24 protein-coding genes and 1 riboswitch are annotated in these 25,175 nt (G+C 57.3%); of the genes, 11 read left to right on the top strand and 13 right to left on the bottom strand.

Features of this window, described 5'->3' with window-relative positions; translation table 11 throughout:
* Positions 1-7: 7 nt before the first annotated feature.
* The 6 genes from kdpA to PO881_RS18260 all read right to left on the bottom strand — a co-directional run bounded on the left by kdpA (position 8) and on the right by PO881_RS18260 (position 5,405).
* Positions 8-1,687, bottom strand: a complete 1,680-nt coding sequence (kdpA, locus tag PO881_RS18235; RefSeq protein ID WP_280172180.1) for a potassium-transporting ATPase subunit KdpA — start codon at positions 1,685-1,687, stop codon at positions 8-10.
* Entirely contained in the window at positions 1,687-1,776 is a 90-nt protein-coding gene (gene kdpF, locus PO881_RS18240; RefSeq protein WP_081113208.1) for a K(+)-transporting ATPase subunit F, read from the bottom strand. Before kdpF ends, kdpA begins: the two co-directional genes overlap by 1 nt.
* 109 nt (positions 1,777-1,885) lie before the next feature.
* A complete protein-coding gene (locus PO881_RS18245; protein ID WP_280172181.1) occupies positions 1,886-3,049 on the bottom strand; it encodes an HD-GYP domain-containing protein in 1,164 nt (387 codons plus the stop codon).
* Positions 3,050-3,205: 156 nt separating this feature from the next.
* Positions 3,206-3,538 (bottom strand): HigA family addiction module antitoxin, encoded by a 333-nt coding sequence (locus PO881_RS18250; protein ID WP_101762746.1) that lies wholly within the window; start codon positions 3,536-3,538, stop codon positions 3,206-3,208.
* A 43-nt stretch (positions 3,539-3,581) separates the two neighbouring features.
* Positions 3,582-3,890 carry a type II toxin-antitoxin system RelE/ParE family toxin gene (locus PO881_RS18255; protein WP_101762747.1) on the bottom strand — a complete coding sequence of 103 codons (309 nt, stop codon included), beginning with the start codon at positions 3,888-3,890 and terminating at the stop codon, positions 3,582-3,584.
* 123 nt (positions 3,891-4,013) lie between these two features.
* Entirely contained in the window at positions 4,014-5,405 is a 1,392-nt protein-coding gene (locus PO881_RS18260) for an MFS transporter (RefSeq protein WP_280172182.1), read from the bottom strand.
* Positions 5,406-5,816: 411 nt separating this feature from the next.
* Between PO881_RS18260 and PO881_RS18265 the strand changes: the two genes are divergently transcribed.
* Positions 5,817-6,731, top strand: a complete 915-nt coding sequence (locus tag PO881_RS18265; RefSeq protein ID WP_192415485.1) for a sugar ABC transporter substrate-binding protein — start codon at positions 5,817-5,819, stop codon at positions 6,729-6,731.
* 82 nt (positions 6,732-6,813) lie between these two features.
* On the opposite strand, the gene PO881_RS18270 is transcribed toward PO881_RS18265, so the two are convergent.
* Entirely contained in the window at positions 6,814-7,308 is a 495-nt protein-coding gene (locus PO881_RS18270; protein WP_280172183.1) for a GNAT family N-acetyltransferase, read from the bottom strand.
* A 64-nt stretch (positions 7,309-7,372) separates the two neighbouring features.
* Here PO881_RS18270 and PO881_RS18275 point away from each other — a divergent pair, with 64 nt between their 5' ends.
* Entirely contained in the window at positions 7,373-9,205 is a 1,833-nt protein-coding gene (locus PO881_RS18275) for an ABC transporter ATP-binding protein (RefSeq protein ID WP_280172184.1), read from the top strand.
* Here PO881_RS18275 and PO881_RS18280 read toward each other — a convergent pair.
* Positions 9,202-10,326: a GNAT family N-acetyltransferase gene (locus PO881_RS18280; protein ID WP_280172185.1), complete on the bottom strand. Its 1,125-nt coding sequence runs from the start codon at positions 10,324-10,326 to the stop codon at positions 9,202-9,204. The two genes, PO881_RS18275 and PO881_RS18280, sit on opposite strands and share 4 nt — an antisense overlap.
* Positions 10,327-10,521: 195 nt before the next feature.
* Between PO881_RS18280 and PO881_RS18285 the strand changes: the two genes are divergently transcribed.
* The 3 genes from PO881_RS18285 to PO881_RS18295 all read left to right on the top strand — a co-directional run bounded on the left by PO881_RS18285 (position 10,522) and on the right by PO881_RS18295 (position 13,079).
* On the top strand, positions 10,522-11,421 hold the full coding sequence (locus PO881_RS18285) for a LysR family transcriptional regulator (protein ID WP_110867690.1): 900 nt from the start codon (positions 10,522-10,524) through the stop codon (positions 11,419-11,421).
* A 99-nt stretch (positions 11,422-11,520) separates the two neighbouring features.
* The gene (locus tag PO881_RS18290) at positions 11,521-12,462 is read left to right on the top strand and encodes a glutathione S-transferase family protein (RefSeq protein WP_192415473.1); all 942 of its coding nucleotides are present in this window, start codon (positions 11,521-11,523) and stop codon (positions 12,460-12,462) included.
* Between the two features lie 11 nt (positions 12,463-12,473).
* A complete protein-coding gene (locus tag PO881_RS18295; protein ID WP_110867691.1) occupies positions 12,474-13,079 on the top strand; it encodes a prolyl oligopeptidase family serine peptidase in 606 nt (201 codons plus the stop codon).
* Here the strand turns inward: PO881_RS18295 and PO881_RS18300 are convergent.
* The 3 genes from PO881_RS18300 to PO881_RS18310 all read right to left on the bottom strand — a co-directional run bounded on the left by PO881_RS18300 (position 13,076) and on the right by PO881_RS18310 (position 15,697).
* Positions 13,076-13,873 (bottom strand): sugar phosphate isomerase/epimerase family protein, encoded by a 798-nt coding sequence (locus PO881_RS18300; RefSeq protein ID WP_217549840.1) that lies wholly within the window; start codon positions 13,871-13,873, stop codon positions 13,076-13,078. The genes PO881_RS18295 and PO881_RS18300 overlap by 4 nt on opposite strands.
* A gap of 106 nt (positions 13,874-13,979) precedes the next feature.
* The gene (gene crcB / locus PO881_RS18305) at positions 13,980-14,357 is read right to left on the bottom strand and encodes a fluoride efflux transporter CrcB (protein WP_101762757.1); all 378 of its coding nucleotides are present in this window, start codon (positions 14,355-14,357) and stop codon (positions 13,980-13,982) included.
* Between the two features lie 90 nt (positions 14,358-14,447).
* Positions 14,448-14,523: riboswitch (Fluoride riboswitch) on the bottom strand.
* Between the two features lie 145 nt (positions 14,524-14,668).
* A complete protein-coding gene (locus tag PO881_RS18310; protein WP_280172186.1) occupies positions 14,669-15,697 on the bottom strand; it encodes a zinc-binding alcohol dehydrogenase family protein in 1,029 nt (342 codons plus the stop codon).
* Between the two features lie 135 nt (positions 15,698-15,832).
* Here PO881_RS18310 and PO881_RS18315 point away from each other — a divergent pair, with 135 nt between their 5' ends.
* Positions 15,833-16,735 carry a GntR family transcriptional regulator gene (locus PO881_RS18315; protein ID WP_192236923.1) on the top strand — a complete coding sequence of 301 codons (903 nt, stop codon included), beginning with the start codon at positions 15,833-15,835 and terminating at the stop codon, positions 16,733-16,735.
* Positions 16,736-16,909: 174 nt separating this feature from the next.
* A complete protein-coding gene (locus PO881_RS18320; RefSeq protein WP_101762760.1) occupies positions 16,910-18,262 on the top strand; it encodes an MFS transporter in 1,353 nt (450 codons plus the stop codon).
* A gap of 409 nt (positions 18,263-18,671) precedes the next feature.
* Here the strand turns inward: PO881_RS18320 and PO881_RS18325 are convergent, their stop codons facing one another.
* Both PO881_RS18325 and PO881_RS18330 read right to left on the bottom strand, forming a co-directional pair.
* Positions 18,672-19,586, bottom strand: coding sequence for a LysR family transcriptional regulator (locus PO881_RS18325; RefSeq protein WP_110867695.1), 915 nt, complete (start codon positions 19,584-19,586; stop codon positions 18,672-18,674).
* A gap of 2 nt (positions 19,587-19,588) precedes the next feature.
* Positions 19,589-20,644, bottom strand: a complete 1,056-nt coding sequence (locus tag PO881_RS18330; RefSeq protein ID WP_280172187.1) for a dipeptidase — start codon at positions 20,642-20,644, stop codon at positions 19,589-19,591.
* 198 nt (positions 20,645-20,842) lie between these two features.
* Here PO881_RS18330 and PO881_RS18335 point away from each other — a divergent pair, with 198 nt between their 5' ends.
* The 4 genes from PO881_RS18335 to PO881_RS18350 are packed head-to-tail and all read left to right on the top strand — an operon-like array spanning position 20,843 to position 25,172.
* On the top strand, positions 20,843-22,438 hold the full coding sequence (locus tag PO881_RS18335; RefSeq protein ID WP_280172188.1) for an ABC transporter substrate-binding protein: 1,596 nt from the start codon (positions 20,843-20,845) through the stop codon (positions 22,436-22,438).
* Entirely contained in the window at positions 22,438-23,448 is a 1,011-nt protein-coding gene (locus PO881_RS18340) for an ABC transporter permease (protein WP_008106687.1), read from the top strand. Before PO881_RS18335 ends, PO881_RS18340 begins: the two co-directional genes overlap by 1 nt.
* A complete protein-coding gene (locus PO881_RS18345) occupies positions 23,445-24,344 on the top strand; it encodes an ABC transporter permease (protein ID WP_061719814.1) in 900 nt (299 codons plus the stop codon). The genes PO881_RS18340 and PO881_RS18345 overlap by 4 nt, the downstream gene beginning before the upstream one ends.
* Entirely contained in the window at positions 24,345-25,172 is an 828-nt protein-coding gene (locus PO881_RS18350) for an ABC transporter ATP-binding protein (RefSeq protein WP_280172189.1), read from the top strand.
* Positions 25,173-25,175: the final 3 nt, after the last annotated feature.

The following is a 25,175-nucleotide window of genomic DNA, read 5'->3' on the forward strand; positions in this document are numbered from 1 at the left end:
GATTCCGTTATCCCTGAATTGATTGCAGATGTTCCGCGACCGGGCCCAATGCCAGCGCGGGGATGAACGTCAATGCGCCCACCAGCAAGACGGTGCCAATCAGCAGCGCGATAAACAGCGGGCCGTGCGTTGGCAGCGTGCCGTTGCCGACTGGCTGAATTTTCTTCGCCGCCAGCGAACCGGCAATCGCCAGCACCGGAATGATGATGCCGAAGCGGCCCACCAACATGCAGAAGCCCAGCAGCAGGTTCCAGAACGGCGTGTTAGCGCTCAGTCCGGCGAAGGCGCTGCCGTTGTTATTGGATGCAGAGGAAACCGCGTACAGCACTTCGCTGAAGCCATGAATACCAGGATTGGCCATACCGGCGCGACCGGCGTCGGTCATCATCGCCAGCGCGGTGCCGAGCAGCACCAGCGTTGGCGTCACCAGAATCGCCAGCGCGGTCATCTTCATCTCCCACACGTCGATTTTTTTGCCCATGTACTCTGGCGTGCGACCGATCATCAACCCGGCGATAAACACGCCAAGCAGCACGAACAGCAGCATGCCGTACAGGCCAGCACCGACGCCGCCGAACACCACTTCACCCAGCTGCATCAACCACATCGGCACCATGCCGCCGAGCGCGGTGAAGGAGTCATGCATGGCGTTAACCGCACCGCACGACGCCGCCGTGGTGATCACCGCAAACAAGCTGGAGTTGAGAATGCCGAAGCGCGTCTCCTTGCCTTCCATGTTGATGGCGCTGTCTGAGCCGAGCGCGAGGAAGTGCGGATTACCACGCAGTTCGGCCCACATCACGGCGATCACCGCCAGCACAAACATGATGGTCATCGCCCACAGCAGCATGTGGCCCTGACGACGATCGCCCAGATGCTGACCAAAGGTGAAACAGAGCGCCGCCGGGATCAGGAAGATGCTCAGCATCTGCACGAAGTTGGTCAGCGCCGTCGGGTTTTCGAACGGATGCGCCGAGTTAACGTTGAAGAAACCGCCGCCGTTGGTGCCGAGCATTTTGATCGCTTCCTGCGACGCCACCGGCCCGAGCGGCAGCGTCTGCTGCGCGCCTTCCAGCGTGGTGAGCGCATGGTAAGGCTCGAAGGTTTGAATACTGCCCTGGCTGACGAAGAACAACGCGATAACCAAGCTGATCGGCAGCAGCACGTAAAGGGTAATGCGCGTCAGGTCACGCCATGCGTTGCCGAGCGTATCCAGCGAACGGTTGGCAAAACCACGAATCAGCGCAAACGCCACGGCGATACCGGTCGCCGCCGACAGAAAGTTCTGCACCGTGAGGCCCGCCATCTGACTGAAATAGCTCAGCGTGCTTTCCCCAGCGTAGGATTGCCAGTTGGTGTTGGTAACGAAGCTGATGGCGGTATTGAGCGCCAGATCCCAGCTGAGATTAGGCAGATGCTGCGGGTTCAGCGGCAGCGCAGCCTGCGTCATCAACATCAGCAGCAGCAAGGCAAAACCCAGCGCGTTAAACAGCAGAATCGCCAGCAGATAGTGCGGCCAGCGCATGGCATCGCCGTCGGCACCGGCCAGTCGCCACAGCGCGCCTTCGGTGCGCGGCAGCAGCGGCTTGTCAGCGACAAACAGGGCGAGATAACGTCCCAGCGGTTGTGCCAGCACCATCAGTACCAGCAGAAACACCGCAATTAGCATGAATGCATTCGCCGCCATCAGAATGCCTCCGCATTAAGCAGGGCATAAATCAGGTAGCCCAGAAGAACAAACACCAGCACGATGCCGGCTATCACGCCCACGCTCACAGCAACCTCCAGAGGATTTTGGTAATGCTGCAAGCATGCGCGGCGCGGCATAAAGAAGAGGTAAAAAGGCGGGAAGCGGGCGTAAATAAAGTATAAAAATGGTGAAGAATTAAGCGCTTTCTAACGCCCAGATGCGGTTCAGATCGATGTTGTGCCATAAGCCGCTGTCTTCTGCGCCGGTGATGCTGTCGGTGCAGAAGCTGTCGCCGAGATCGAGCGCTTCCGGTTTCACTTCGCGCTGCGCGTGCAGCGACCAGAACACATGTACTTTGGGCTTGAGCAGCGATTTTTCGCCCGCCTGTACCACCAGCGCCACGCGCCCGGAAGCCAGTCGCACCAGCGATCCCACCGGATAAATGCCGATGGTGCGTACGAAGGCGTGCAACAGCGTGTTATCGAAGTGGCCACGCCAGCTCAACATGTTGTGCATCGCTTCGGCAGGCGTCCAGCCTTGGCGATAAGGACGATTCGAGGTGACGGCATCATAGACGTCGCACACCGATGCCATGCGCGCATACAGTGAGATTTCGTCGCCTTTCAGTCCGTGCGGATAACCGTTGCCGTCATACTTTTCATGGTGATGCAGCGCGATATCCAGCAGATCTTCACCGGCATTGGCGTCCATTAACATCTGCGCGCCCACGATCGGATGCTGACGCATCACGGTGAACTCTTCATCGCTGAGCTTGCCGGGTTTGTTGAGAATCTCCAGCGGCACTGCGGCTTTACCCACATCATGCAGCAAACCGCCCATAGCAACGCGCCGCAGCTGATGCTCATCGAGGCCCATTTTTTTGCCGAGTGAGATCATCAAACCGCACACCGCCATTGAGTGCAGATAGGTGTAATCGTCGTGATTTTTCAGCCGCGCCACGCTCAGCAGCGCCGTGGGTTCGCGGGTGATCGAACCGGCAATTTGATCAACCAGATCAAGGGTGTAATCGAGGTCGAGGCCTTGCCCCATGCGCGCCTCGTTAAACATCGCCAGCACCTGCGGTTTCCCCTGATTGAAGATGCTTTGCGCCTGATCCATCTCCTGGAAAAACGGGGTTTGAGGAATCTCTTTTTTCGGCGCAGGCGTGACGGGTGCCTGTACCGATTTGTCGAGATCGATCCATAACTGCAGGATCCCCTCATTGCGGATCATCGCGATCTGGCGTTTATCAGTGATCAGCATTTGGTTGCGAATGCGCTTATCTTTGACCCACCAAACCTCCAGTTTGTGGATAAACATTCCCTGCCGCAGTTCGTCAACATTAATCAGCTTTATCACGATATCGCTCCTTAATATCAGTGGGTGGTAAGGAGGTATCGGCAGCTGAGCAAAAAATCTTCAGAGTGGATTTGTGCGATCGGTGAGGTTTGCGCGCGAGGTACGTATAAATGCGAATTTTACGACGTTGGATCGCCATTTATGGCGACCATGATTTTAGGCTACAACCGCTGAACGCTGCGCCAGAAAGGCACTTAACGGCGTTACCCTGCTCAACTCTTCCTGTGTTCTGGCATCGTTTTCCACTTCCCATAGATCCAAATGGCGCTGCAGATTCAGCCAGAAATCGACTGAAGTATCGAAAACAGCTGCCAGCCTATAGGCCATTTCGGTGGTCAGTTTACGGTTGTTATTCACCAATGCACTGACTGTATTGCGGTGCACGTTCAACATCTCTGCCAGGTCATTCACTTTGAGGTTAAGCGGCTCGAGGAACTCGTACTGCAGAACATCGCCAACGCTGGTCGGTTTACGCATCGCCTGTTTCATTGTTGCTTCTCTTTAACGGTTAGCAGTTGGCCACAAGTGGCTGCTAGCGGTGTTTACGATAAGTGTGTGGATCGAGATAGAGATCTCTTGCCGTGCCATTAACCCATTGAAAAATTAGTCGATACTGCTCATTTATCCGTATTGAATAATATCCCAATAGCGGAGGTCTTAAGGCCTCAAAGCGATTACCCGGTGGTGAACGCAAATCATGATGCGATGTTGCGGCATGGATGATGTCGAGCTTGCGCGCCAATGCGGACTCAATCATGGCCGGGATATGCTTATGCGGCGTTGCATAAACAAAAAATAATCGCAGCCAATCATCCCTGAAACTGTGAATTGAACCCTTCATCTGCCGCCACACCTAATGTAAACATGGCAGGCAATTTATTGCACTCACGCACTGTGCTCAAGTGCAATATTTAACATCATAACGAATTTCAGATCGGGATTCCAAAAAAATATGATCCAAGTATTAAACCGCTTTAATGCCTTGCTCCTTCTCCTGCTTTTCATAAGAGGCTGCGGAATTTTGCTCCTCACCAACACGTTCAATCGGTCCCATCACCAGCAGGAACAGCAGTGCGGCGACCACGCAATGCGCGCCGACAAATACCAGCCCGATGCTGTAGCTGCCGGTCAAGCCGACGATGATGCCAAACAGCAGCGGCGTGATAAAACCCGCAATATTGCCGATGCCGTTAAAAATCGCGCCCGCCAGGCCAACCGCTTCTTTCGGTGCGGTATCGCTGACAATCGTCCAGGTTCCGGCGCCCGCCGCCACGCCTTTGCCAAAGAAGGCGAACGACATCATGGCGATAATGCCGACATTGCTGGGGGTCACCGCCGCCAGAACCAGCGATGCCGCCATCAGCATGCCGACGATATACGGCGTTTTACGCGCCCAGGATAAACTCCAGCCGTTCGCCAGCAACTTATCAGAGATATAGCCGCCGCTGATGCCGCCGAGGAAACCAAATACCGCCGGTGCGATGGTGGCAAAACCGGCATCAAGAATATTCATGCCGCGCGCCTGCACCAGATAAATGGGGAACCAGGTGATAAAGAAGTAGCTGAGCGCGATGATGCAGTATTGGCCGATATAGGCGCACCATAGCATGCGGTTGCTGAGCAGCTTCCTGAACATTGCTTTGCTCAACGGCGGACGCGCTTTTAGTGTTTGCGCCGAATCAATATCTACCAGCGCACCGCCCTGCTCGATGTAGCGCAATTCATTTTCCGAGACCTGCGGGTGATGGCGCGGGCTGCGCATAAAGCCCATCCAGACAAACACCGCCAGCACGCCAATGCCGCCCAGCACAAAGAACGGCCATTCCCAGCCGAAGCGCGACACCAGCCAGCCGGAAAGCGGCGAAAAGATGGCGACGGCAAAATATTGCGCCGAGGCAAAGAGTGAAGAAGCACGGCCGCGTTCAGCGCTGGGGAACCACATGATCACCGCGCGCGCATTGGCGGGAAAACTTGGTGCTTCAATCAGGCCCAGCGCGAAACGCAGCGCAAACATCAGCGTCAGCGCCATGGTCATGCCGCTAGAGAACTCGCCGACAAAACCCATCAGCAGCGTGGAGATCGACCACAGCGCCAGCGTCACGCCATACACTTTTTTAGTGCCGAAACGATCGAGAAACAGGCCGCCGGGGATCTGGCCGATCACATAGGCCCAGCTAAATGCCGAGAGGATCAGGCCAAGCTGGATCGCCGAAAGTCCAAACTCATCTTTGATCGCCGATCCTGAGATCGACAGGATCGAGCGGTCGGCATACGCCACTACGGAAAGAAACAGGATCAGGCAAAGGATCCCAATACGTACGTGGCTGTTCTGTGGACGATGATTGGCTTTTTGCATGGGCTGAATTCCTCAAATGAAACATGCCGGAATACCGCTTTATTTCCCTGTTGAGCAACTATAGAAAGCAGTTTCACCCACGGTCATTGTGCGAATGGCGGAATCGACGGCGCAAAATAGCGCCAGATTTAGCCGCTGGCACAAGGTGAGGTGCGGTGCTGCACAGAACCTCAAAAATCAGCAGGCTGTTGCACCGCAATGTGCGCCAACTCTAAGAAAATCCTTCGCAGTGCAACTATGAGCGCGCAAAGTAAGACGCACCCGAGAGCAAAGTGTGCGCTTAGCTGCAAAATCCAACCTTGCTGATTGTCAGCCGGGTGGCGGGCTCGTAGGCTGAAAATGATTTCATTGAGCCATTTTTAATATCGATGAAACATTCATTCTAATAACAAGCTTACTCTGGAGTCTGCGATGAAAATCCTCAAGGCGATGATGTTGCTCGGCCTGCTATCGACGTCACTATCGGCGCTGGCGGAAAAAATTGGCGTGTCGATGGCCTACTTCGATCAAAACTTCCTCACCATTATTCGCCAGTCGATTGATAAAGAAGCCAAAGCGCGTGGGCTTGATATTCAGTTTGAAGATGCACGCGGCGATGTGGGACGTCAGACCGATCAGGTGCAGAGTTTTATCGGTGCGGGCGTGGATGCCATCATCGTCGATCCGGTCGATTCTGCCAGCACGCCGCAGCTGACCAGGCTGGCGCAGCAGGCAAAAATTCCGCTGGTGTACGTCAACCGCACGCCAGGCGATAAATCGCTGCCGGCCGGCGTGGTGTTTGTCGGCTCCGACGAGCGTGAATCCGGCACCTTGCAGATGGAAGCGCTGGCGAAAATGGCTAACTACAAGGGCAATGTGGCGATCATGATCGGTAACCTGACCGACGCCGGTGCGCTGCAACGCACCAAAGACGTTGAGCAAGTGGTGGCGAAATATCCCGGCATGAAAGTAGTACAGAAACAGCCCGCTAACTACGCGCGCAATGAAGGCATGGATTTGATGAATAGCTGGCTGGGCAACGATGAAGCAATTGATATCGTTGCGGCTAATAATGATGAGATGGCGATTGGCGCGGCCATGGCGCTGGCCAAAAGCAATAAAAAGGTGCTGATTGGCGGTATCGATGCTACGCCAGACGGCCTGAAAGCGCTGTCGCAGGACAAAATTCAGGTCACGGTTTTCCAGGATGCGGTCGGCCAGGGCAAAACGTCGGTGGATGTCGCACAGAAGCTGATCAAAGGCGAGAAAGTGGATTCACACGTGTGGATCCCGTTCGAGCTGGTGACCAAAGAGAATATGCAGAAGTACGTTGAGAAGAGTCAGTAAAAGGTCAAATTCGCGCGATGAATCGCGTCGCTACGAATGCGTGCACAAACCCGTAGCGGCGCAATTTATTGCGCAAAACCCATCAGTTTTTTAGTTTAGCCATCTGCACGATATCGTGATATTCGCCGTCGCGCAGGCAGGCTTTGCGCTTCACGCCCTCGCGCTCGAAGCCCAGCTTTTGATACAGGCGCAGCGCGCGTTCGTTATCGTGGAACACTTCCAGCTCAATACGCATGATGCCGAGCCAGTTGAAGGCGTAATCCATCGCGTTGCGGATCAGCTTTTCACCAATGCCGCGCCCGCCAAACGCCGGATCGACGCTGATACCAAAACTAATGCTGTGACGCGTACGCGGACGCTGTTCGACAAACAGCGTGAGCTCACCGACCATCGCACCCTCAATCTCCGCAACAAAGCCGATGTATCCCAGCTCATCCATCTTTTCGAATTTTTTCTGCCAGGTCGCTATGCTCGGACACGGCAACTGCGTGGTCCAGCGATAAACGTCAGGATGGCTGTAAAGGCGTTGGTAGGCGGCGGCATCGCCCGGCTCACGACCGCGAATGTGTAAATCCATGTCGGTAATCCCTTTTCACTTGCACTAAGCTGTTAACTCTCACCATTTCGGGAAGAGTGATTCTATGTTGTATCGCCGTTTTGAACGTTTTATCAATATTTTCCAGGATGCGCCAACCGATTCCCCACCCGCCAGCGTCTGGCCGTTCTACTTCTACTATCTGCGTCAGGTGTGGCCGAGTTTTGTCGCGCTGCTGATTGTCGGGCTGGCGCAAGCACTGATCGAAGTGGCGCTGTTCAGCTATCTCAGCCGCATCATTGACCTGGTTAATCACTCGACGCCCGCCTCGCTGTTCAGCGATAACTGGCAAATATTGCTGTGGATGGGTTTTGTCGCGCTGATTCTGCGGCCGGTGGTGATTGCTGCGCACGATATGCTGGTGCATCAAAGTATTAACCCGAGCATGACCAGCATGATCCGCTGGCAGCATCACAACTACGTGCTGCGTCAAAGCCTGAATTTCTTCCAGAACGATTTTGCCGGGCGCATTGCCCAGCGCATCATGCAAACCGGTAACTCGCTGCGTGATTCGGCGGTACAGCTGGTGGACGCCATCTGGCACGTGGTGATTTACGCGGTGACCTCGCTGGTGCTGTTCGCCGAAGCCGACTGGCGCTTGATGATTCCGTTGGTGATCTGGATTGTGGCTTACAGCGTGTCGCTGGGCTTCTTTGTGCCGCGCGTTAAACAGCGTTCGGTGGTGTCATCGGAAGCGCGCTCGAAATTGATGGGCACCATTGTCGACGGCTACACCAACATCGCCACCATCAAACTGTTTTCGCATAACGATCTGGAGAAGCGTTACGCGCGCGAGGCGATTCAGGAGCAAACCGACAAAACCCAGCACGCCAGTCGCATGGTCACCACCATGGATATCACGCTCTCGACGCTGAATGGCTTGCTGATTGTCAGCACCTCCGGCCTGGCGCTGTGGTTATGGAGCCAGTCGCTGATCAGCGTCGGCGCGATTGCGCTGGCGACCGGTTTGGTGATCCGTCTGGTGAACATGTCCGGCTGGATCATGTGGGTGGTGAACGGCATCTTCGAGAACATCGGCATGGTGCAGGACGGCCTGAATACCATCGCGCAGCCGCTGAGCGTGCAGGATGAACCGAATGCGAAAAACATGCAGGTGACGCGCGGCCAGATTCGTTTTGAGGATGTGCGCTTTGATTATGGCGGCAGTCGTCAGGTGATCAATCGCCTCAACCTCAACATCAAGCCGGGCGAGAAGATCGGTTTGATTGGCCCGTCCGGGGCCGGTAAATCCACCCTGGTGAATCTGCTGCTGCGGCTGTATGACATCAACAGCGGCCGCATTGTGATTGACGATCAGAACATCGCTGAAGTGACGCAGGAAAGCCTGCGCGGACAAATCGGCATGATCACGCAGGACACGTCGCTGCTGCACCGCTCAATTCGCGAAAACCTGCTGTATGGTCGTCCGGATGCGACGGCAGAGGAGTTGCAGGCGGCGATTATCCGCGCGCGCGCCGACGAGTTCATTCCGCTGCTTTCTGATCCGCAAGGCCGCACCGGGCTGGATGCGCACGTGGGCGAGCGCGGCGTGAAGCTGTCGGGCGGTCAACGTCAGCGTATCGCCATCGCGCGCGTGCTGCTGAAAGATGCGCCGATTCTGATCATGGACGAAGCCACCTCGGCGCTGGATTCCGAGGTGGAAGCGGCGATTCAGGAGAGCCTGGAAACGCTGATGCAGGGCAAAACGGTGATTGCTATCGCGCACCGTCTTTCCACTATCGCCAAAATGGATCGTCTGGTGGTGCTGGAGCAGGGTGAGATTGTCGAGATGGGCAACCACCGCGAACTGCTGGCGCACGGCGGACTTTACGCGCGCCTGTGGCAACATCAGACCGGCGGTTTTGTCGGCGCGGATTAATCACCACGCCGATACGGTAAGGCGTCGCGCGCTTCAATTGCCCAGCCGCGCACGCCTTCCCGTTCCTGCAGCAGAAAATCCGCCACCGCATCGCGCAAGCCGGGATGACACAAATAGTGCCACGAATGGGTGATGTGCGGCTCAAAGCCGCGCACCAGCTTATGCTCGCCCTGCGCGCCCGCATCAAAACGCTGCACACCTTCCGCGATGGCGAAATCCATGCCCTGATAGAAGCAGGTTTCAAAATGCAGCCGATCAAACTCCGCCAGACAGCCCCAATAGCGGCCGTACAGCGTGCTGCCGTCCATTAAGCAGAATGCCATCGCTGCCGGTTGCCCTTGTAGCGAGGAAATCACCACGCGAATCGAATGCGGCATGCGCTCCGCCAGCAGGCTAAAGAAGTGGCGCGTCAGATAGGGCCGCTGGCCGCGCACCGCGTATGTGTTGGCATAACAGGTGTAAACAAAATCCCACTGATCTTCGCGCAACTCATCGCCGCGATACCAGCTGAATTCAAAGCCGCTGCTCATCACCTGCTCACGCTCTTTGCGCAGCTGTTTGCGCTTGCGTGACATCAGCGTGTCGAGGAAATCCTGAAAATCGCGGTAGCCTTTGTTGTGCCAGTGATACTGCAGGCCGAGGCGTTCCAGCCAGTCTGGCTGCTGCTGCATAATGTGGTTGGCGAACGGCGTGGTGAAGTTGATGTGCGCGCCGCTCAGACCGTGTTGATAAAGGTTATCCGGCAGCACGCTGAGCAGTTTCAGCACCGCTTCTTCATCGCCCAGCAGGCGTGCGCCAGTCACCGGACTGAACGGAATCGCGCCCAGCCATTTCGGATAGTAAGGAATACCGGCGCGCTGACAGGCATCCGCCCACGCATGGTCGAACACATATTCACCGCGCGAATGGCGTTTGCGATAGCCCGGAATCGCGGCACGCAGCGTGCCGTTTTCGCGCCACAGCAGGTGATCCGTCTGCCAGCCGTTTTCGGGCCGCACGCTGCCGCTCTCTTCAAGTGACAAGAGAAATGCGTGGCGTAAAAACGGTTGATCGTCAGGTAACAGCGCATCCCATTCGACGGCGGCAATCTCCGCCAGCGATGACAGATGTAGCAAAGACATTCACGGCTCCCGGCCTGATGAAAGCAGGCGCCTAGTTCAACAGGTTTTCCCGCGTGGGAAAAGGTGCAGCGCACTGAATGTGTATACCTTGCCTTGTGCCCGCAACCGACCTGTGGATAGTTCCGTAGCGGCGCCATTTATCGCGCGCCCTTTAGGCATGTGTATACTCAGGCTTTTTAGCCGTCAGGAAACGCCATGGATCGCCTCGATTGTGACCGCATGTTTGTCGCCGTGCTGGAAGTGGGCAGCTTTGCCGGTGCGGCTGAACGCCTCGGCACCAGCAGCGGCCAGGCGTCGAAGCTGGTCTCCCGGCTGGAGCAGGAACTCGGGGTGCAGCTGTTTAAACGCAGCACGCGCGCGCTCTCGCCCACCGAAATCGGTCGCGCCTATTACGAGCGGGTAAAAACCCTGCTGGAAGCCTTTGATACGCTGGATGCCACGGTGCGCGACAGCGCCACTACGCCGAGCGGCCGCCTGAAAATCAGCGCGCCCGGTACCTTTGGTACTGCGGTGTTGGCCAGCGTGCTGGTGGAGTTCGCGCGTCATTATCCGCAGATCGAACTCGACGTGAACTTCTCCGATCGTGCAGTTAACATTGTCGATGAAGGCTTTGATATGGCGATTCGCATCGGCAAGCTTGACGACAGCAGCCTGATTGCTCGCCGCCTCGGCGATGTGCCGATTCGCGTGGCCGCGTCTTCCGGTTATCTGCTGCAACACGGCACGCCGCAGCACTGGCGCGATTTGGCGGCACATCAGTGCATCAGCGATACCAACTTCCGCGATCCCTGGCACTGGCCGTTTGTCACGCCGTGCGGCGACAGCGTCAGCATGCCGATTCGCGGTCGTCTCTGTTTCTCCAATACCGAAGCCTGTTTGCAGGCGGCGATCGCCGGATTGGGCATTGCGCGGCTACCAGGTTTTATTGCCGCACCCGCACTGCAGCGCGGTGAAATCGTCTCGCTATTAGAGGAATTCGCCACGCCGCCCATGGGCCTGTTCGCGCTCTATCCGCCGGCGCGTCATCTGGCGCAGAAAACCCGGCTGTTGATCGATTTCCTCGCCGCCCATTTCCAGCACCATCCGCCCGGCTAATTCCTTCCATTTTGGAAGCAATGAAAGCCATTTTGCCCGGATTATCGCCTAACCAGCAGCGCTGTATGCTCACTTCATCAACACTGAGGAGAGAAGACGATGCTGGTAAACGGTAAGTGGAGTGCAGAGTGGCATCCGGTGCAAGCCACCGATCAACAAGGCGGATTTGTGCGCCAGACCTCCAGTTTTCGTCACTGGATTAGTGCAGATGGTTCCAGCGCATTCGCTGCCGAGCCGGATCGTTATCACCTCTATGTGGCGCTGATTTGTCCGTGGGCCTCGCGCACGCTGCTGGCGCGCAGTCTGAAAGGGCTGGATAAGGTCATCAGCGTGTCGGTGGTTGAGCCGCAGCTCGGCGCGCAAGGCTGGCGCTTCGGTGATTATCCTGGCGCGGATCGCGACTGGCTGAATAAAGCCGAATACCTTCACGAACTCTACACCCGTGCCGATGCCGATTTCACCGGCCGCGCCACCGTGCCGGTGCTGTGGGACAAAAAGACGCAAACCATCGTCAATAATGAGTCAGCCGATATCCTGCGCATGCTGAACAGCGGCTTTGGCGCGCTGGCGGACGATCGCATCGATCTTTATCCCGAAGATCTGCGCGCAGAGATCGACGCGCTGAACGAATCGATCTATCCACGCCTGAATAACGGCGTCTATCGCGCCGGTTTTGCTACCACACAGGTGAGTTATCAGCAGGCGTTCAACGATGTGTTCAGCCAGTTAGATGAGCTGGAGCTGCGCTTGCAGGATGGCCGTACTTTCCTGCTCGGCGAGCGCTTAACCGAAGCGGATATCCGCCTGTTCGTCACGCTGGTGCGCTTTGACGCCGCCTATCACGGCCTGTTTAAATGCAACCTGCGCCGCCTGCGCGACTATCCGCTGCTCGATCGTTATCTAAAGAGTATGCTTTCGGTCTCTGGCGTGCGTCAGACGGTGAATATCGATCACATCAAGCAGGGCTATTATTCAATTAAAGCGTTGAATCCCAACGGCATTGTGCCGGTTGGCCCGGATATGGCGGCCTACGATTTATAAGGAACAGGGCGATGGCAAAAGCGTTAGTGATTTTTTTACATGGCGTCGGTAGCAACGGCGATGATCTCGCGGTGCTCGGCGAACATTGGGCGCGCCTGCTGCCGGATGTGGCGTTTGCCTCGCCGAATGCGCCCTATCCTTTTGAACACGCGATGGGATATCAGTGGTTTAGCCTGACCGGCATCACGCCCGAAAACCGCCCGGCGCGCGTGCGTGAAGCGCGCGCGGCCTTTGATAACACGCTGCAGCAGCTGATGGCGCAGCACGGCATGGCGGATGCGTGGGACAAAGTGATTCTGGTGGGCTTTTCGCAGGGTTCGATCATGGCGTTAGATGCGCTGGCGTCGGGCCGTTATCCGCTGGCTGGCGTGGTGGCCTTTTCCGGCCGTCTGGCATTTGATGGCGCATTAACGCCGCAGCCGTATACGCCTGCGCTGCTGATTCACGGCAAAGCCGATGAGGTGATTCCGTTTAGCGAAAGCGTATCGGCGGAGCAACGTTTACAGCAGGCTGGCGTGACGGTGGAAGCGCGTTATGAAGCGGCAACCGGCCACACCATTTCATCGCAGGGTGCGATGGATGCCGCCGGTTTCATTGCGCAATGTTTACAGGATTAAGGCCAGTAACGATTTAACGCCTGCCACGCTTTTTGCGCAGCCACGTCTGCTGGCTGCGCCTTCAACTTATCGTTGAACACTTCAATGCCGACCGGCCCGCTGTAACCGGCACTTTTCAGCTTATCGACAAAGCGTTCCACTTCGATGATGCCATCGCCCGGCAACAGGCGCTGGTGACGCGCGTACTCGCTGAGCGGCTGCTTATCCTGCGGTGGCATGTCGGCCATATCGCACAGCTGCACTTCGTAGATACGGTCGGCGGGAATGCCATCCAGCTGCGACGCATCGCCGCCTAACGCGCAGATGTGGAACAGATCGACCACCAAACCGATATTCGGCTGGTCCAGCCGTTGCAGCCGTTCCCACGCCAGCGGCAGTGTGTTATCTACGCTGCACCACGCCATCGGCTCATACATGATGCGCATGTTGTAGCGCGCGGCTTCCGATGCCATCCAACGTAAATCTTCATCAATACGCGCCGCCACACAATCGTCACGCGTGCTGGCCGGTGCCTGGATGGTGTCGCAGCCGATGGTTTGGGCAATCTGAATGAACTGACGCAGCTCTTCGCGTTTTTGCTGGCGGTCGCGATCCGGTGCACCGGTGAAATCGCGCAGCACCTGCACATTGGTGAAGCCAAGCTGCAACTGCTTCGCTAACTGTGGCGTACTGGCTTGCACATCGTCGCGCCAGATCTCAACCTGATCAAAACCGGCGGCGCGTGCGGCACGCAGCTTCTCCTCAGGTTCACCGTTTAACAACACCAGGTTAAGGAATTTAGGGTTACAACGCATGACACAGCTCCTTAATCGTCCGGATAATCGGTGACAAATTCTGTGCGTCACGCGCACAGAATGGCGATCAGTATCTACCTCTGAGGAGTTATTTCAAGCGCGATGGTTATCCCAGCAGATTGACCGCGGCAAAACCGGCGAAAGTCATCAGCAGCGAACCAATAACATGCACCATCACGCTCGACATCGCCCAGAGGTATTTGCCTGATTGTAGCAACCCAACAATTTCTGCTGAAAAGGTAGAAAAGGTGGTTAAGCCGCCACACAAGCCAGTGACAATTAACAGTTTCCAAAAGGGATCGATATGCGGGTTACGCACAAAGAAAGCCAGCGCCGCACCGATGATAAAACCGCCCACCAGATTCACCATCAGGGTGCCGGGCGGCAAATTGGGAAACAGTGCGTTAAAACGTAATGAGATCAACCAACGCAGCGTACAGCCCACCGCACCGCCCAGCACCACCGCCAGTAACGACTTCAACATAGTTTGGAGCTCCTGATATGAATGACGCGCAGGGCCGCGGCAGGACAGAATAACACCTGACACACCGCCGTCTCCCGCGCAGGGATACGAGTGTTGTCAGGCGTCATCAGCCGTCTGTGACCAGAACGGCGGTTGGGGAAGGTGGCACGCCATCACCTTAGGCGGGAGATAATACGCTGGCTTGGCAATGCAGACAATATGGTGAAGGAGGCACAATGTTGTCGCGGCGCGATCTATCGCGCGCATCAGTGAAGGCACCGTGCCAACCCCTCTTTGCGTAATAAATTGCGCCGCTACGGTTGGTGCCAATATCAACGTTCGAAGTGAATCACGCCCTTAATCAGTTCCCGGTTGTTAATCACATCCGCTTCAAAGCGCTCTGCCAGCGTAGAAAAATCATAATGGCGATTGAGCATCATGTCGGCACGAAGCTGCCCGTTCGCCATCAGTTCGCCTACTTTCGCGAAATCTTCCAGCGTGGCGTTGCGGCTGCCCAGCAGCGTGGTTTCCTTTTTGTGGAACTCGATATCCGGGATCACCAGATCGCCTTTATGCAGGCCGACAAACACGATGGTGCCGCCGTGACGAATCAGTTTCACCGCGCCGTTCATCGCCGCTGGGCTGCCGGTGGCATCGATCACTTTGGCCGGCAAACGCCCACCAAATTCCGCCCGCAACTGCGCCTCAAAATCGGCATCTAATGGATTCACCGTCGCCAAACCCAGCTTCTGCGCTACGTGTGCACGGCGTTGCTCGCTGGTGTCGGCCACCACCACATTCGCCCCCGCCGCCGCCGCAATCGCGGCCACGCCAAGGCCTATCGGACCTGCGCCCACCACCAAAACCTGCTCATCCGCCGTAACGGCCGCACGGCGCACCGCATGCGCGCTGATGGCGAAGGGTTCAATCAGCGCGGCGGCTTCGGGATCAACCTCATCCACCGCCAGCAAATTGCTGGTCGGCACGCTAAGGTATTCGCAGAAACCGCCATCCTGATGCACCCCAATCACCGAGATTTTTTCGCAGCAGTTGGTTTTGCCACTTAAACAGGCATCGCACTGCTGGCAGGCAACGTAAGGAATCAGCACCACGCGCTGGCCCAGCCTGAAGCCGCTGGCCTGGCTGCCGAGTTCCACCACTTCACCACACAGCTCATGCCCCAACACGCGTGGATAGCTGAAAAACGGCTGATTTCCGGCCCAGGCGTGGATATCGGTGCCACAAATGCCGGCGGCGATGGGTTTGATCAGAACTTCATGGGCGGCGGGCGTCGGCTTCGCGCGCTGCTGCCATACCATCTGGCGCGGCTCGGCGACCACCAGCGTTTTCATCGTTGTCATTGGCTTCTCCTGTGCTGTTGTCGCAGTTATGGCGAAAATCGCCGATGGCAGCGTTTTGCGTTGGGTGAAGTGTGAAGCCAACCGCTTTTTTTGGGCTTTGTATGGTTTTTAATAGATAAAAAACCGGAGACGCGTATGAGCCGCAGCCAGAATCTACGTCAGAACGTGATTAATCAGATGCTGGAAGGCATTGCTAAACGGCATATCCGTTCGCCGTTGCCACCGCAGGCGGCGCTGGCCGAGATGTTCAACATCAGCCGCACTACGGTGCGCCACACTTTGCAGCATCTGCATGAGCGCGGCGTGCTGGAAAAGGTGGATGAAACCTACGTTATCGTGCGCGATCCCAGCGAAGAAGATGGTTTTAACGCCCTGACGCCGCCGATCGATCAGCAGGCGCTGCAGTTTGAGCAGACCTTTTTCAACCTGATTAATCAGCGTCAGCTGATGCCGGGCGATACCTTTAGCGAGCTGCAGTTAGCCCAGCAGGTGAAGGTCAGTCCGGTTGTGGTACGTGAATTCCTGCTGCGCTTTATGCGTTATGACCTGCTGGAACCGGTGAAGCGCGGACAATGGCGCATGAAGAAGTTCGATCAGAAGTATGCCGAGAACCTGTTTGAGCTGCGTGAAATGCTGGAAACCCACGCGCTGACCCGTTTTCTCAACCTGCCTTCGCAGGATGAGCGCTGGATGCAGGCGCGCGACCTGCTGGATCGCCATCGTTCGATGCGTGACACCATTGCCAGCAATTACCGCCACTTCGCCGCGCTGGATAAAGAGATGCACACGCTGATTCTCTCCGCCGCCAACAATCCGTTTTTTAATCAGTCGCTGGAGATTATTTCCGTGATTTTTCATTCGCATTATCAATGGGATGAAACCGATCTTAAGCAGAGAAATATCGTGGCGCTGGAGGAACATATGGCGATCCTGACAGCGCTAATTAGCCGTCAGGATGTCGAAGCCTTGTGCGCCCTGCACACTCATCTCGGCACCGCCAAGACATCGATGATCCGTTCGATCCGCCAGTACAATTAAAAACCGATTAAAAACCACAAAGCATTAGCTCCCGCACGAATCTGAAACATCTCCGCAACATCCCGCTCTGAATGCTTCTAGTCTCGAAGTCAATCCGTTGGGGCAGCACCGTTTTGCTGCCGCAGGATCCCATACAAACGCATAACGATAAGTACCCAGATCCGGGAGGTCGCAATGGAAAATACTTCGGCTCGTGGCCGCGAAAACGCGCCACAACCGGCTGCAGACGGGCAAGATTTTATCCCGGCACGCAGTGACGTGGTGCGCTCGCCGCGCATCAGAAAGATCCAGATTACCGCCATGCTGCTGCTGCTGTTCGCCGCCATGATCAACTATCTCGACCGCAGTTCGCTGTCGGTGGCCAATATGACCATCCGGGGAGAACTGGGTTTATCCGCGACTGAAATTGGCGTGCTGCTGTCGGCCTTCTCGCTGGCGTATGGCTTAGCGCAGCTGCCGTGCGGTGCGCTGCTCGATCGCAAAGGGCCGCGCATCATGCTGGCGATTGGTATGTTCTTCTGGTCGCTGTTCCAGGCGGCCGCCGGTTTGGTGCATAACTTCACCCAGTTTATTTTGGTGCGTATCGGGTTAGGTATTGGCGAAGCACCGATGAACCCGTGCGGCGTGAAGGTGATCAACGACTGGTTCAACATCAAAGATCGCGGCATGCCGATGGGCATGTTTAACGCCGCTTCGATGATTGGCTTGTCGATTGCGCCACCGATTCTGGCCGCGATGATGATGGTGATGGGTTGGCGCGGCATGTTTATCACTATCGGCGTGCTCGGCATGTTTCTCGCCATCGGCTGGTATCTGATGTACCGCGATCGCGATAACAACACGCTGAGCGGCGAAGAGATTCACTATCTGCAGGCGGGCAGCGTGGCATCGCGCAAAGAGCCGCTGAGTTTTGCCGAGTGGCGCGGCCTGTTTAAGCAGCGCACCATGTGGGGCATGATGATTGGCTTCAGCGGCATCAACTACACCGCGTGGCTGTACATCGCGTGGCTGCCGGGCTATCTGCAATCCACTTATCACCTCGATCTGAAAAGCACCGGTTTACTGGCTGCGATTCCATTCCTGTTCGGCGCGGCGGGCATGCTGCTGAACGGTTATGTGGTCGATGCGCTGGTGCGTCGCGGCCATGATGCGGTGAAGGTGCGTAAGATCTCAATCGTCACCGGCATGCTGCTGTCCGCCGCGTTTACCGCTTTCGTAACGCGTGCCACCGACACCACCAGCGCGGTCACCATGATTGGTATGGCGCTGTTCTGCATCCACTTTGCCGGTACATCGTGCTGGGGTTTGATTCACGCCAACGTCACGGCGCGCATGACCGCCTCGGTCGGCAGCATCCAGAACTTCGCCAGCTTCGTGTTCGCCTCGTTCGCCCCGGTGATCACCGGTTGGGTGCTGGATACCACCAAGTCGTTTAGCCTGGCGTTGATGATTTGCGCCGGTGTGACGGTGGTGGGTGCGCTGGCCTATTTGCTGCTGGTGCGTAAGCCGATTACCGATGGGGTTTGAATGGTCGCCAGGAATGGCGTAATACATGTCAGTTAAGCGCAGTGCGACTTTCGTTCGCCTCGTACTGAGGCAGTTGCAGCACCTTCGTGCGGCGACCGAGCAGAGGGCGTCTGGCCACGCCCTCTGCACTCCCAGGCCTTGCGCCAGCCCAACCCGCCGCTTCGCGGTACCTTCACTCATTCACGATTCCTGACGGACCGGTGTCGATTTGCTCCTGCTCAACGCCACCTCTCGCCGCATCCATGCGGCTCGTCCTGGAATCCCTCAATCGTTCAGCGGATTGGGATGTCGCCTCAACACCCTCGCTGCAGCAGCAATGCGTTTTCTTAATTCACAATCGCTATAAGCTCCGTAAAGTCGCCATGCATGGCGACCGGATGCCTATGAATATGCGCACCGGCAATTGGCGTTATGCCGGGTGGGTGAAAAACTGCGATTCACACTGGCGCGCGATCTCCCACAGCTTGTTGCGAATCACCTGTTTCAGCTGCAGCGTTGATTGCGACTGCGGCTGATCGCGGCGACTGATTAACATCACTTCAAACGGTAGCGGCTGCGCGACCGGTAACAACTTGAGCTGGTCGGCATAACGGCACGCGGTAAACAGATCGACAATCCCGACGCCGCCGCCCGCCAGCACCATATCAGCAATCACCGAATAGGTTTTAATCGACAGCGATACCGCCGGATTGAGCCCTTTATCGCGCAGCGCGCGGTGCAGCACCCGACCAAGCGGATCCTGATTCTGCATCATCAACAGGTTGTTGGCGCACAGCCACTCCAGCGTCACCGGCTCATGGTGGGTGTGATCGCGCGGCAGCAACGCCACCATCGACGACTGAAACAGCGGTTCCGCCAGTAAATCGGCATCCACCTGCTGACCAAACACCAGCGCGAAATCGAGCTGATTATCCATCAGCATGCGGCACAAGGTGCTGAAGTGCTCGGTGACCAGTTCCACGCTGACCGACGCCGCCTGTTGCCGCCAGTTCACCAGCGCGGGTGCTAATACCATCTGACCAAACGCATGCGCAGCACCGACGCGCACCGTTTGCCCTTCGCCGCGCCGTAGCTGCTCGGTCAGTTGGGTAATCGCCTGTAAACGCTGATAGATATCTTCCACTTCCGGCAGCAAGCGCCGCCCTTCTGCGGTCACCACCATGCCCTGCGCGCGCCGTTCAAACAGCGCAAAACCAAGCTGCTGCTCGGCGTGATTAAGCACGCGGCTGACATTCGGCTGCGACACATTCAGCAAACGCGCCGCCGCACTGATGCTGCCGGTCTGCACAATCGCCTGAAACACCTCAATATGCCGCAGCCGCATGATTATTCGCCCCAGGTGGCTTCAAGCACGCGCAGCCAGTTGCCGTGGCAAATCTTCTCCAGCAGCGCACGCGAATAGCCGCGTGCCGCCAGTGCCTGCACCAGCAGTGGGAATCCGGCCACGTCTTTCAGATCGCCCGGCATGGTGGCGCCATCGAGATCCGAACCAAAACCGACGCCATCTTCCCCGACTTTTTCCAGCAGATACTCAACGTGACGCACAATGGCATCAACGCCGGTCGGCGCATGGCGATCGCCATCTTCACGCAGGAACGGCACGGCAAAATTGACACCGACAAAGCCGTTGGTTTCAGCAATCGCCGCCAGCTGGCGATCGGTGAGATTACGCGACTGCGCGCTGATCACATGCGCGTTGGAGTGGCTCGCCACCAGCGGCGCATCGCTGATCTCTGCGGTGTGCCAGAAGCCTTTCTCATCCATATGCGACAAATCAACCATGATGCGGCGGCGATTACAGTCGCGTACCAGCTGCTTGCCCGCTGCCGTCAGGCCGTTGCCGATATCCGGCGACGAAGGATAGAGGAACGGCACGCCGTCGCCGAACTGATTCGGGCGGCTCCACAGCGGCCCCAGCGTGCGCAAGCCGCTGGCGTACAGCATGTCGAGCAGCTCGCCGTGGGTATCCAGCGCTTCCGCACCTTCGACGTGCATCACCACCGCTAACACCTTGTTCGCCATGCAGTGACGAATCTCGCGCACGCTGCGGCAAATCTTCACCTGGCCATTCGAGGCCTGCTCAATGCGCAGCAGCAGCGCCAGCATGGAAAAGGTCGCGTCGCGCGCTGAGTTGATAATTTCCTGAGGAAAATCTGCGAGGTCTGGCGCACTTCTTGCAATCAGAGGGTGGGACGGCACCCAGGTGGCGAAAATGCCACCTGCCATATTTCCCTGACGGATACGCGGCAAGTCCATTTGGCCCGTTTTGGTGCCAGTAAAAAAGGCATTAACCGCGTCCGGCTGATGGTGCTGCCACAGCTTATTCAGCACATCGTTGTGGCCGTCAAAGACCGGAATATCGAGGGTAATCGAGTCAGACATGTTGTTCAGTTCCATGTTCGGGGGAAAGCGCAGCACTGCCAGCTGGCGGAGCAAATTGCACCATAAAAGGGCAAAACCACACGCGTGAAACAAAGGACGTAGAACCGGTATTAATCCTCCGGGGGGTGCCTAAAGTCAAGACAAAAAACAATCAAACGGCAATTTTTTATTTTAATTATCAATAAGTTGGGAGTTTACATGGTTACCAGAAGACGTTTTCTTGCAGGATGCACTGCCGTACCTGTTGTTTCCTACCTCAGCCTGAATTCTTCCTTTGCCGCGACGCCGCCGACCATGCTGGTGATCGCGATGCAGCTCGATAACATCACCAGCCTCGATCCACACGAAAGCTTCGAAGCCACCGGCGGCCAGATCTGCGGCAACCTCTATCAACGTCTAGTCACGCCCGATCCCAAGCAAGCCGATAAAGTGATTGGTCAACTGGCGCAAAGCTGGGACGTCAGCAGCGATAACGGCACTTACACGTTCCATCTCGATCCAGCGGCCAAATTCGCCGATGGTTCGCCGCTTACCGCAGAAGACGTGGCGTTCTCGATTGAGCGTATCGTCAAGCTGGATAAGAGCCCGGCCTTTATTATCAACCAGTTCGGCTTTACCAAAGACAACGTTACGCAGCGGGTCACCGCGAAAGATGCGCACACCGTGGAGATGAAACTCGGCGCGCCGGCGGCCGAAACCTTCCTGCTCTACTGCTTGTCCGCCACCGTCGGCAGCATCGTGTCGAAGAAAGCCTGTCTGGCGAACCAGCAGAACAATGACTTCGGTAACGGCTGGCTGAAACAGCACAGCGCCGGTTCCGGTGCCTTTACCCTGCGCACCTGGAATGCCAGCGAAACGGTGATTCTGGAGATTAGCCCGCAATATGCTGGCGCCAGCAAAACCAAACGCGTGATCCTCAAGCACATCGCCGACCCGGCCGCGCAGGCGCTGATGCTGAAAAAAGGCGATGTTGATGCCGCATATGACCTCACCACCGAACAGCTGCTGCAGGTGAAAAACGACAGCAGCGTGACGCTGGTGAATCAGTCGCTGTCGGCCATCATGCTGATGTCGTGCAACACCAATAATCCGTACCTGAAAAAACCGCAGGTGTGGCAGGCGCTGAAGTGGGCGCTGGATTACGACAGCATTCAGAAAAACATTCTGTCGATGAGTTTTGTTACCCATCAAAGCTTCCTGCCGAGCGGCTTCCCGGCGGCGCTGGACGATACGCCATTCCACAAAGATGTGGCGAAAGCCAAAGCGCTGCTGGCCGAAGCGGGATATCCGGACGGTTTCGAAATCACCCTCGATCACTACTCCATGCAACCCTATCCGGACATCGCGCAGGCAATTCAGACGCAATTGGGCGCGATTGGCATCAAAGTGTCACTGATCGCCGCCGAAAACCGCCAGGTTCTGACCAAGATGCGTGCGCGTCAGCATCAGCTGGCATTGACGGTTTGGGGCGCCGATTACTTTGATCCCAACTCCAACACCGAAGCCTTCTGCGTTAACACCGACAACAGCGATAACGCGCGTGCGCGAACGCTGGCGTGGCGCTGCAGCTGGTCAGACGATGAATTTAACAAACTCACCGAGCAGGCGCTGCATGAGCCGGATCCGACGAAGCGCATCGCGCTCTATCAGCAGATTCAGCAGTTAGGCCGCGAGAAGAGCCCGTTTATTTTCATGATGCAGAAGACCAAAAACGTGGCCACCAGCAAAGCGCTGAGTGATGTCCACATGACCGTGCTGGAGCAGTGGCCGTATGCGCAGGTGAAAAAAGCCTGATGCCGTTACTGAAGAGAATCGTCAGCACCCTGGGAAGCCTGGTGCTGACGCTGTTTGGTCTGTCGGTGTTGACCTTTTTCATTGGCCGCGTCATGCCCACCGATCCGGTGCTGGCGGCGGTCGGTGATAACGCACCGCAATCGGTGGTTGAGCGCGTGCGTGCAGAAATGGGGCTGGATCAGCCCCTTTACGTGCAGTTTGGTCACTACCTCAATCAACTGCTGCATGGCGATCTCGGTAAATCGATTCTCACCTCGAATCCGGTGATTACCGATATCGCCCGCTTCTTCCCCGCCACCATGGAGCTGGCAACGGCGGCCATCATCATCGCGGCGCTGATCGGCATTCCGCTTGGCGTGTGGGCGGCGGTGCGTCAACGTTCGTGGGTCGATCAAACCATTCGCGTGATCTGTCTCGCCGGCCATTCGCTGCCGGTATTTGTGCTGGCGCTGCTGAGCCTGCTGGTGTTCTACGCGGTGCTCGGCATCGCGCCCGGCCCCGGACGGCAGGACATCATCTGGCAGGATATGGTGCCGCAGGTCACCGGCTTCCTCACCATTGATTCGCTGCTGGCCGGAGAAACGGACGCCTTCTGGGATGCGCTGGCCCACATGGCGCAGCCGGTGCTGATTCTGGCCTACTTCAGCATGGCCTACATCACGCGTATGACGCGCACCTTTATGCTTAACGCGCTGAGCGGCGAGTTCGTGATCACCGCGCGCGCCAAAGGTTTGTCGTCACGGCGGGTGATTTGGCGGCATGCGTTTCCCACCGTGGCGGTTCAGCTGGTAACGGTGCTGGCGCTGACCTACGCCGGATTGCTGGAGGGCGCGGTGGTGACGGAAAACGTCTTCGCCTGGCCTGGCATCGGCCAATATCTCACTACATCGCTGATGAACGCCGACATGAACCCGGTGATCGGCGCCACTTTGCTGGTCGGCACCGTGTATGTGCTGCTCAATCAGCTGGCTGATCTTCTCTATCGACTTTGGGACCCGCGCGTAAAATGATCTTCTTCTCACGAGAATGGCTGCTCGATGACACGCCAGCCAATCGCCGCCAGGCGGTGTGGGGCCGGCGTTATCGCCTGTGGCTCAGCCTGCGCAGTAATCCGCTGGCGATGGCCGGATTGCTGGTGGTGGCGGTGATGCTGCTGCTGGCGCTGTTTGCGCCCTGGCTGACGCCGTTCGAACCCGGTATGCAGCATCTGGAAAACCGTCTGGCGGCCCCTTCCGCCGCGCACTGGCTCGGCACCGATGAGCTGGGGCGCGATGTCTGGACGCGCATTATCTACGGCGGCCGCACCACGCTCGGCATGGTGATCGCCGTGGTGCTGCTCACCGCGCCGCTCGGCCTGCTGATTGGCTGCATTGCCGGCTATGCCGGCGGTTTCATCGATAAAGCGCTGATGCGTTTGACCGACATCTTCCTCGCCTTCCCGCGTCTGATTCTGGCGCTGGCGTTTGTCGCCGCGCTGAAACCCGGCGTGGAGAGCGCGATTCTGGCGATTGCCCTGACGTCGTGGCCGCCGTATGCGCGTCTGGCGCGGGCCGAAACCCTGCAGTTCCGCCACAGCGACTTTATCGCCGCCAGCCGTCTGACCGGCGCTTCGCCGCTGCGCATTATCCTGCGCCACATCATGCCGCTGTGCGTGCCGAGCCTGATTGTGCGCGTCACGCTGGACATGAGCTCCATCATCATCACCGCTGCCAGCCTCGGTTTTCTCGGCATGGGCGCGCAGCCGCCGTCACCGGAATGGGGCACGATGATCGCCACCGCGCGTCGTTTCCTGTTCAGCGAATGGTGGGTGCCATTGATGCCATGTATCGCGATTTTCCTGACGTCTCTAGCGTTCAACTTTCTCGGCGACGGTCTGCGTGACGTGCTGGATCCTAAGGAGCGCTAAATGTTGGTGGAAATTGAGAACCTGCGCGTTGCCTTCCGCTCGCGCAGCGAAACCGTTGAAGCAGTGCGCGGCGTCAGTTTTAGCGTTGGCCACGAGAAGTTTGCCATTGTCGGCGAAAGCGGCTCCGGCAAGTCACTGACCGCGCGCAGCCTGATGCAGCTACTGCCGGGCAACGCGGAAGTGAGCGCCGATGTGCTGCGCTTTGACGGCATCGATCTGCGCGGAGCCAGCGAGAAAGTGCTGCGCAAAATTCGCGGCAAGCGCGTCGGTTTTATCCTGCAGGACCCGAAATACTCGCTTAATCCGGTGATGACCATTGGCCAGCAGATTGCCGAAGCCTGGCGCGAGCACAAAGGCGGCAGCCACAAAGCGGCGATGCAGGCGGCGATTGAGCTGCTGGAGCAGGTGAAGATTCGCGAGCCTGACGCCGTGGCGCAACGCTATCCGCATGAAGTCTCGGGCGGCATGGGCCAGCGCGTGATGATTGCCATGATGCTGGCGCCCGATCCGGAGCTGTTAATTGCCGATGAACCCACCAGCGCGCTGGATGCCACGGTGCAGGCGGAGATTCTCAAGCTGATTGACGAGCTGGTATCGGCGCGCGGCATGGGGCTGATTCTGATTAGCCACGATTTGCCGCTGGTGTCGCACTTCTGCGATCGCGTGGCGGTGATGTACGCCGGCCGCATCGTTGAGCTGCTCGATGCCGGGCAGCTGCAGCAGGCGCAGCATCCCTATACGCGCGGTTTGCTGGCGTGTTTGCCGTCGTTGCGCCATCCGCGCGAGCGTTTACCCGTATTGCAGCGCGATGCCGCGTGGCGAGAATAATTT

It is taken from the genome of Pantoea sp. SS70 (assembly GCF_029866845.1).
In the GTDB taxonomy this organism is placed as follows: Bacteria; Pseudomonadota; Gammaproteobacteria; order Enterobacterales; family Enterobacteriaceae; genus Pantoea; species Pantoea leporis.